The 8,195-nt window shown below is 74.7% G+C and carries 6 protein-coding genes; 4 read left to right on the forward strand and 2 right to left on the reverse strand.

The window, feature by feature from the left end:
* Nucleotides 1-134 precede the first annotated feature (134 nt).
* Nucleotides 135-902 (forward strand): MerR family transcriptional regulator, encoded by a 768-nt coding sequence (locus tag ACFV6I_RS03800; protein WP_380423478.1) that lies wholly within the window; start codon nucleotides 135-137, stop codon nucleotides 900-902.
* 88 nt (nucleotides 903-990) lie between these two features.
* On the opposite strand, the gene ACFV6I_RS03805 is transcribed toward ACFV6I_RS03800, so the two are convergent.
* Both ACFV6I_RS03805 and ACFV6I_RS03810 read right to left on the reverse strand, forming a co-directional pair.
* On the reverse strand, nucleotides 991-3,438 hold the full coding sequence (locus ACFV6I_RS03805) for an ABC transporter permease (RefSeq protein WP_380423479.1): 2,448 nt from the start codon (nucleotides 3,436-3,438) through the stop codon (nucleotides 991-993).
* 118 nt (nucleotides 3,439-3,556) lie between these two features.
* On the reverse strand, nucleotides 3,557-4,270 hold the full coding sequence (locus ACFV6I_RS03810; RefSeq protein WP_244293320.1) for an ABC transporter ATP-binding protein: 714 nt from the start codon (nucleotides 4,268-4,270) through the stop codon (nucleotides 3,557-3,559).
* A 248-nt stretch (nucleotides 4,271-4,518) separates the two neighbouring features.
* On the opposite strand from ACFV6I_RS03810, the gene ACFV6I_RS03815 reads away from it, so the two are divergent.
* The 3 genes from ACFV6I_RS03815 (at nucleotide 4,519) to ACFV6I_RS03825 (ending at nucleotide 7,931) form a co-directional block, all read left to right on the forward strand.
* Nucleotides 4,519-5,955 carry a sensor domain-containing protein gene (locus tag ACFV6I_RS03815; RefSeq protein ID WP_380423480.1) on the forward strand — a complete coding sequence of 479 codons (1,437 nt, stop codon included), beginning with the start codon at nucleotides 4,519-4,521 and terminating at the stop codon, nucleotides 5,953-5,955.
* Nucleotides 5,907-6,554, forward strand: a complete 648-nt coding sequence (locus ACFV6I_RS03820) for a response regulator (RefSeq protein ID WP_380423481.1) — start codon at nucleotides 5,907-5,909, stop codon at nucleotides 6,552-6,554. Before ACFV6I_RS03815 ends, ACFV6I_RS03820 begins: the two co-directional genes overlap by 49 nt.
* A gap of 345 nt (nucleotides 6,555-6,899) precedes the next feature.
* Entirely contained in the window at nucleotides 6,900-7,931 is a 1,032-nt protein-coding gene (locus ACFV6I_RS03825; RefSeq protein ID WP_380341059.1) for an isopenicillin N synthase family dioxygenase, read from the forward strand.
* Nucleotides 7,932-8,195: the final 264 nt, after the last annotated feature.

Genomic DNA, 8,195 nt, shown 5'->3' on the forward strand with positions numbered 1-8,195 from the left:
GCTTTCCCTACCCGGGTTCGGGTCCGGGTACGTTCTCGGTGCTGTAATCTGCCTACGCGTATTCTTATAACGTCGTGACCAGGGCCGGAGGAACCGGCCCTGGTCCAAGCGAACGTGAACGAGGGAGACGGCGCATGGCAACGGCTTGGCCGATCGCGGAAGTCGTCCGGATGTCGGGCGTGACCGCCCGGACCCTGCGGCACTACGACGAGATCGGCCTGCTGCCCCCGGCCTGGATCGGCTCGAACGGCCACCGCTACTACGAGGAGCGGCAGTTGCTCCAGCTGCAACAGATCCTCGTGCTGCGGGCGCTGGGGGTCGGGCTGACCGGGATCGCCCGGATCCTGGGCGACCAGGTGGACGAGCTGGAGGCCCTGCGGGACCACCGGCACCGGCTGCTCGCCGAGCGCGACCGGCTCGACACCCTGGCCGCCACCGTCTCCCGCACGATCGCCGACCTGGAACGTTCCCGAAAGGACGGCACATCCATGACCAGCATCAACCGCCCGGAGAACCTGTTCGAGGGCATCGAGCCCGGCGACGTCGAGGAGAGCCTGCGGGACTTCCCCGAGCACGCCGAGGCGGCGCGGCGCGCCACCGCCGCGATGAGCCAGGCCGACGTCGAGGCCGGACAGCGCGAGCGGACGGCGCGGATGATCCGCCTGGCGGAACTGCTGGCGGCCGGCCACCCGGCGGACGCCGAGCCCGTGCAGAGCCACATCGACGCCGAGTACCTGGCGCTCACCTCCCTCCGGACGGTCTCCGTCGAGGAGTTCCGCGCGATCGCGCGCTCCTGCACGGAGAACGCCCAGTGGAGTGCCGCGTACGAGGCCATCACCCCGGGCCTGGCCGCGTACCAGCGGGCCGCCATGGAGGCGTACGCGGAGGCGCGGCTGGCCTGAGCCACCGGCGGGGCGGGGCGGCAGGGCCCGGCCTCTCTGCCGCCCCAGTCGGGGTGGCAGGGAGGGCCCGCCCCGCCTCGCCCCGCCGTCACTCGGTGCGCAGCGCCGCGACCGTCCGGGTGCGGGCGGTCCAGGCGGCGGGGAGGAGGGCGCCGAGCAGCGCCAGCACCAGGCCGCCGAGTATCAGCGGCCCCACCACCGAGGGGTGGAACACGGTGAGGTCCGCCTCCGGCACCCCGACCCCGGCGGCGCGGGCCATCGCCGGCATCACCTGATGGTGCAGCAGGATCCCGATCGGGACCCCGATCAGCCCGGCCACCAGCCCGCTGCCGCAGACCGAGGTGAGCACCATGCCGACCGTCTGCCGGGGCGACATGCCCAGCGCCTTGAGCACTCCGAGGTCGTGCACCCGCTCCCGGGTGTCCAGCAGCACCGTGTTGAGCACGCCCAGGCCGGCCACCACGGCCAGCAGCAGGGTGAGCGTCCCGGCGAGGGTGTTCATGGCCAGCATCACGATGCTGATCTGCTGCCGGCCCGCTTCGGCGCTCAGGCCCAGCGGCCGGACGGCGTCGTCGAGCCCGTCCGCGTACGCCTGCGCGTCCGTGCCCGGGGTGAGGTCGATCTGGAAGGCGACCGTGTCGGCCTGGACGGCGGCGCCGAGCGGGGCCAGTACGGCCCGGTCGACGAACACCTGGTCGTTGGTGGTCAGGACCTCGCCGCTGATCCGCACCGGGGTGCTGCGCCCGTGGTCGGTGAGGGTGACGGTGTCGCCGACGCGCACCTGGTTGGCGCGCAGGAAGGCGGTGGCGACGACCACCTCACCGGGGCCCTGGAACCACCGGCCGGAGATCAGCTGGTAGCCGCCCCAGGAGGCGTCCCCGGTGAAGGCGATCACCGCGGTGCGCCCGGTGTTCCCGGCCACGGCGACCGGCGTCGGAGCGGTGCTGTACCAGGCCCGGGTGCCGGGGCGGTCGGCGATCGCCCTGGCCGCGGCGGCCTCGTCCACGTGGTCGGGGGCCTTCGTCGAGCTCTCGATCGGGGTCTGGACCACGACCTTTCCGGAGCGCCCGGCCTGGAGGCCGTCCTGGAAGGAGCCGAGCGAGAGCGTCAGGCCGACGCACAGGGTGACTCCGGCCGTGCCGAGCACCACCGCGGCGGCCGTGGTCGCCGAGCGGCCCGGCCGGGTGAGCGGGGTCGCCAGCCCGAGGCTCAGGGCGCGCGGCACCGGTAGGCGGCCGATGAACTGCTGGACCCTGGCGGCCGGACCCGACGCCCCGGCCGGGCCCGACGTGTCGACCCGACCCGACGCACTCGCCTGACCGGAAGCCCCCGCCCGGCCCGGGCCGCCGCGGGAGGCTGCCCGCCGGGCGCCCGGCGCCGTCCGGCCGACCGCGAGCGCCTCCACCGTGCGCAGCCGGCCGGCCCGCAGCGCGGGCACCAGGGCGGTGCCCGCCACGGCTGCCAGGGCCACCGCCGAAACGGCGACGTCCACCCAGAGCGGGATGCCGAGCAGGCCGCCGCGCAGGGCCTTGTGCGCCACCCCGAGGACGGGCACGGACAGCAGGTTCCCGCCGAGCACGCCGAGCGCCGTACCGACCCCGGCCGGGATCAGTGCCTGGCCGACGTAGGCGCGCGCCACCTGGGACGGGGTGAAGCCGAGCGATTTGAGGATGCCGATCCGCCGGGTGGCGGCGCTGACGGCGCCACTGACCACGACGCCGATGATCAGCACCGACATGGCCAGGCCGAGCACCCCGAAGGCCGTCACGAACGGGACGAAGGTCGCGGCCGTCCGGTTGGCCTCCGTCTGGGCCGGCCGGTACGAGGTGGCCCTGGCGAGGGCGCCGCCCGGCACCGCGGCGGCGAGCGCCGCGCGGTCGGCCTCCACCTCGGCGTCGGTGTCGGCGTGGGCGAAGCGGTAGAGGTACTGGGCGGCGGGCGCCGCACCGGGCGCGGTGAGCCCGGCGACCTGTTCGGGAGCGATCCAGCCGTCCGCGCTCCAGGAGGGGGAGGCGGCCAGGCCGACGACCTTGAGGGTCGGGTGCCCGGGGAGACCGGGGAACTGCATGCTGTCGCCGACGCCCAGCGGCGAGTGGCCGTCCAGGAACACCACCTCGCCGGGGCCGGCGAGCCAGCGGCCCATGGTGATCCGCAGGCCGTCCAGCGGGCCGTCCTTCGCCCGGCCGACCAGCGTCACCGGCGGGAGCAGGCTGCCGGCCGGCGGGATCCGGAGCTCGTCGCCGGCGCGCGGCTGGACGGTGAGCGCCGGGTAGGGGCCGGCCGAGGCCGTCACGCCGGGGGCGTGCGCGGTCGCGGCGAGTTGGGCGGGGCTCGCCCTGGCCGGGTCGTACAGCACGTTGAGGTGCGCGCCGCGCTGGTCGGCGAAGGTGCGCTGGTACGGGCCCTGGGAGGCGACCAGCAGGCCCGTGGCGAGGATGCACGCCGTCACGGCCGCCATCGTGGTGAGCACCATGACCAGGGTCTGCACCCGCTTGCGGCCGACCCCGGCGCGAACCACCTTGCCCAGTACGCTCATGCGCCCGCCTCCCTTCGCCCGGCGGGGGCGTTCGCCCGCACGCGCCCTCCTGTGATCCGCTCGCCCCCGGCCTCCGGCCGGGGGCACCCCCACCACTCGCTCATCGCACAGCGCTCGCTCATCGCACACCGCCGGGGGCCGGCACGGCCGCGGTGTCCCGGACCAGCCGGCCGTCGAGCAGCTCGATGGTCCGGTCGGCGCAGGCCTCGGCGAGCGCGGTGTCGTGGGTGACCAGCAGGATCGTCTGGCCCTCCGCGTTGAGCCCCCGGAGCAGGTCGCGGACGTCGGCGGCCGAGGCGGTGTCCAGCGCCCCGGTCGGCTCGTCGGCGAGCAGCAGCGGCGGGCGGTTCATCAAGGCCCTCGCCACCGCGACGCGTTGGCGCTCGCCGCCGGAGAGCCGACCGGGGAAGGCCTTGGCGTGCCGGGCCACCCCGAGCCGCTCCAGCAGCTCGCCGGCCCGGGCCCGGGCCTGCTCCCGCCGCATCCCGGCGAGCTGGGCCGGGAGCAGCACGTTGTCCTCGACGTTCAGGTCGTCCAGCAGGTTGAAGAACTGGAACACCATGCCGATCCGCTTCCGCCGGTACTCGGCCAGGGCGGCCTCGCCGAGCTCGTGGACGGCCACGCCGTCCACCTCGACGGTGCCCTCGCTCGGGCGGTCGAGGCCGGCGACCAGGTTCAGCAGGGTGGACTTGCCGCTGCCCGAGCGGCCGAGCACGGCCAGCGCCTCGCCGGCCCGGACCTCCAGGTCGAGCCCGGCCAGCGCGGGGTGGGCGGCGTCGGATCGGTCGTACGTCTTGCTGACGCCGCGGATCCGGATGATCGGCGCGTTCACGGGCCCTCCACGGTTCGAGATCCGGCACCGGAAGTCCGGCCCGGCTGACGGGACATGACGCTACGAATTCGGGGCGGGGCACGGACAGCCGTCTGGACGGCCTCTCGGGGGTGTATCCAGGTACACCCCGGATTGGGGGCGCAGACCTAGAGCGCTGCACGTCACGGCGCGGCAGACTGACGCCGGATGATCAACCGGGGCCGCGGGGCCACCGACCGGAGGGGAGGCGCGGGATGAGGACGAGCGCAGTGTCCAGGGCCGTCGCGCAGCTGGAGGGTGCCGTCGTGGCCGGCGTGCGGGCGCTCTACATGGTCACGTTGGCCGTCACGGGGCTGATGGCGCTGCTGGCCGGGTCGGTCCTGCTGGCCGCCGCCCTGCTCGGCCCCGACGACGCCGAGCCGTTCGCCCACGGTCCGGGCGGGCCGCTGATCCTGCTGGTGCCGCTGACGCCGGTCGCCCTCTGGGCGCTCTGCTGGGCCACCGGGGGCGGCGGCCGGGCGGCCGGGGCCGTCCTGTTCGCGCCGGGCGCGCTCGCGCTGATGGCCACCGATCTCTACGGCGGCGCCCCGCCCGGCGGTCGGTCCGGATCGCTCTGCCTGGGGCCGGCGATGCTGGTGCTCGGCCTGCTCGGCACGCGCTGGATCGCGACGGAGAACCGGCGGATCGTCGGCCGGTGGAGCGGCCGGCCGATCCCGGTGCCGTACCACCGCGTCGACGCCGGGCCGTGGCAGCGGATGCGCGCCGGCGGCTGGTTGGCCGATCCGGCGACCTGGCGGGACCTCCTCTGGGTGCTCGTCTCCGGCTGCGTCATCCCGATCACCGCCGTGATCGTCGTGCTGACCCCGATCGCCCTCCAGGTGCTCGGCCGGAACGGGCCGTTCCTCCCGCTGGGGCCCGTCTACATGATGGGGCTCTACATCTCCCCGCTGGCCGCCCTGTGGGCCGCGCCGCCGCTCCTGCGGGTGCATGAGCGGGCAGCCCGAGCCCTGCTCGGCCCGTCCCGACGGAGCGAACTCGCCCGCCAGGTCAGTCATTTGGCCCGGACCAGGGCGGACACCATCGACGCCGGGGCGGCCGAGCTGCGCCGGATCGAGCGGGACCTTCACGACGGGGCGCAGGCCCGGCTGGTCGCCCTGGGCATGCTGCTGACCGTGGCCGAGCAGGTGAAGGACGACCCGAAGGCCCTGCAACCCCTGCTGGTCGAGGCCCGGATGTCCTCGGTCAAGGCCCTGAGCGAGCTGCGCGACCTGGTCCGGGGCATCCATCCTCCGGTGCTCGCCGACCGCGGCCTGGCCGACGCGGTCGAGGCGACCGCGCTGGACCTCCCGCTGCCGGTCACCTTCACCGGCGGGCTGCCCGGCCGGGCGCCCGCCCCGGTGGAGTCCGCCGTCTACTTCGCGGTGAGCGAGCTGCTGGCCAACGTGGTGAAACACGCCGGCGCCTCGCACGTGTGGATCGAGATAGGGCACAGTGACGGGCTGCTGCGGATATCGGTCACCGATGACGGGCGCGGTGGCGCCAACCCGTCCCGGGGGACCGGCCTCAGCGGAACCGAACGCCGACTGGCCGCCTTCGACGGGGTGCTCGCGATCAGCAGCCCCTCCGGTGGCCCGACCATTGTGAACCTGGAGATCCCGTGCGCGTTGTCATCGCCGAAGACCTCTTCCTCCTCCGGGATGGCCTGACCCGGCTGCTGGAGGCCAGCGGCATGGAGGTCACCGCGGCGGTCGAGACCGGCGACGAACTGCTCGCCGCGGTGGCCGCCGACCGGCCGGACATCGCCGTGGTCGACGTCCGACTGCCTCCCGGCTTCACCGACGAGGGGCTGCGGGCGGCGCTGGCCGCCCGCCAGGCGCACCCAGGGCTGCCCGTCCTGGTGCTGTCGCAGTTCGTGGAGCAGTTGTACGCGCGCGAGCTGCTGGCCGGCAGCACCGGCGGGATCGGCTACCTGCTGAAGGACCGGGTGCTGGACGGCACCCAGTTCATCGACGCGGTGCAGCGGGTCTCCCGGGGCGGCACCGTGATGGACCCGGAGGTGATCAGCCGGCTGCTCACCCACAACTCCTCGGCCGGCCCGGTCTCCACCCTCTCCCCGCGCGAGCGGCAGGTGCTGGCGCTGATGGCCGAGGGGCGCTCCAACGCGGCGATCGCCCAGCAGTTGGTGATCACCGAGCGGGCCGTCGCCAAGCACACCGCGTCGATCTTCGTCCGACTCGACCTCCAGCCCTCCGACGACGACAACCGCCGCGTCCTGGCCGTGCTGGCCTACCTCAACAACGGCTGAGAGGGGCGACGCACCAAGGCTTTCCACCCCTCCCACCCCTTGAAGGGCCACCGCCAAGTGAGAGACCGCCCTCCGCCGCAGGGGGCTCGCCCGCTCCGGTCAAGGTCATCTACGCTGGTGACGTGCTCATCCTTGTTCGCCGTCGCCACGTGGACCTGCTCCGCGTGACAAGCATGTCCTGTCGACGCTCCAGCTGAACCTCGCGCCACCCACCCTCAAGGGCAGCCTCCACCCGGCCGCCTCCACCTCCCGGCTCCCGGAGCACCCGCCGCACCAGGCGGCCACTCCGGCCATCCCCCGGTCGATCACCGGGACAGGCCGGGACGAGACCAGCGGATGTCACACATGTCGCAGCAGTACACCCCCATATCCGACTCCCTCCCGGTGATCGACCTCTCGCTCGCCGACGGCGGCCCGGACGACCGCCGCCGACTGCACGACGAACTCCGTGCCGCAGCCACCGACGTCGGGTTCTTCCAGCTCGTCGGCCACGGCATCACCCCGGAGGAGACGGCCGCGCTCACCGACGCGATGCGCGCCTTCTTCGACCTCCCCGAGGCCGACCGGCTCGCCGTGAGCAACCTCAACTCCCCCCACTACCGCGGCTACACCCGCACCGGCGACGAGCGCACCGGCGGCAGCCAGGACTGGCGCGACCAGCTGGACATCGGCGCCGAGCTGCCCCCGCACGTGCCCGGCACCGGCGAGCCCCCGTACTGGTGGCTGGAGGGCCCCAACCAGTGGCCCGCGGCGCTCCCCGAGCTGCGCACCGCCGCGCTCGGCTGGATCGACCACCTCAGCGACACCGCCCGCCGGCTGCTGCACGAGCTCCTCACCGCGATCGGCGCCCGCCCCGACTTCTACGACGAGGCCTTCGCCGGCCACCCCCACCTGCGGCTCAAGCTGGTCCGCTACCCCGGCACCGCTCCGGACGGCGCCGGCCAGGGCGTCGGCGCCCACAAGGACTACGGCTTCATCACACTGCTGCTCCAGGACACCGTCGGCGGCCTCCAGGTCGAGCGCCCGGACGGCACCTTCCTGGAGGTCCCGCCGATGCCGGGCGCCTTCGTCGTCAACCTCGGCGAACTGCTGGAGGTGGCCACCGACGGCTACCTCAAGGCCACCAACCACCGCGTGGTCAGCCCGGTCGGCGCCCGCGAGCGCTTCTCCGTCCCGTTCTTCTACAACCCCCGCCTCGACGCCCACATCGAGCCGCTGGACTTCCCGTTCGCCCGGCACGCCCCCGGCGCCACCGCGGATCCGGACAACCCGCTGTTCGCCGAGTTCGGCCTCAACGAGTGGAAGGGCTACACCCGGGCCCACCCCGAGGTCACCCGCCGCCACCACGCCGACCTGGCCGACGCCGCCTCCCGGTAGCCCCACGCCCCAGAGGCCGAGACCGGTCGCGCCGCAGCACAGAAGCAGCACCGGCCAGAGCCGGCCCCGGCCAGAATCAGCGCGGGCCAGAAGCAGCGCGGGCCAGAAGCAGCACCGGCCAGAACAGGCTCCGGCCAGAGGCACCAGCACCCCGAGTCCGGGGGGCCCCCGCCCCCCCCCGCGCCGGGGGGGGGCCGGGGGGGGCGGGGGGCGGCGGCCCCCGCTCTGGCCGGGGCGGGGCGGGGCGGGGCCGCGGGGGCGGGG

It is taken from the genome of Kitasatospora sp. NPDC059803 (genome assembly GCF_042732255.1).
Classification (GTDB): Bacteria; Actinomycetota; Actinomycetes; order Streptomycetales; family Streptomycetaceae; genus Kitasatospora.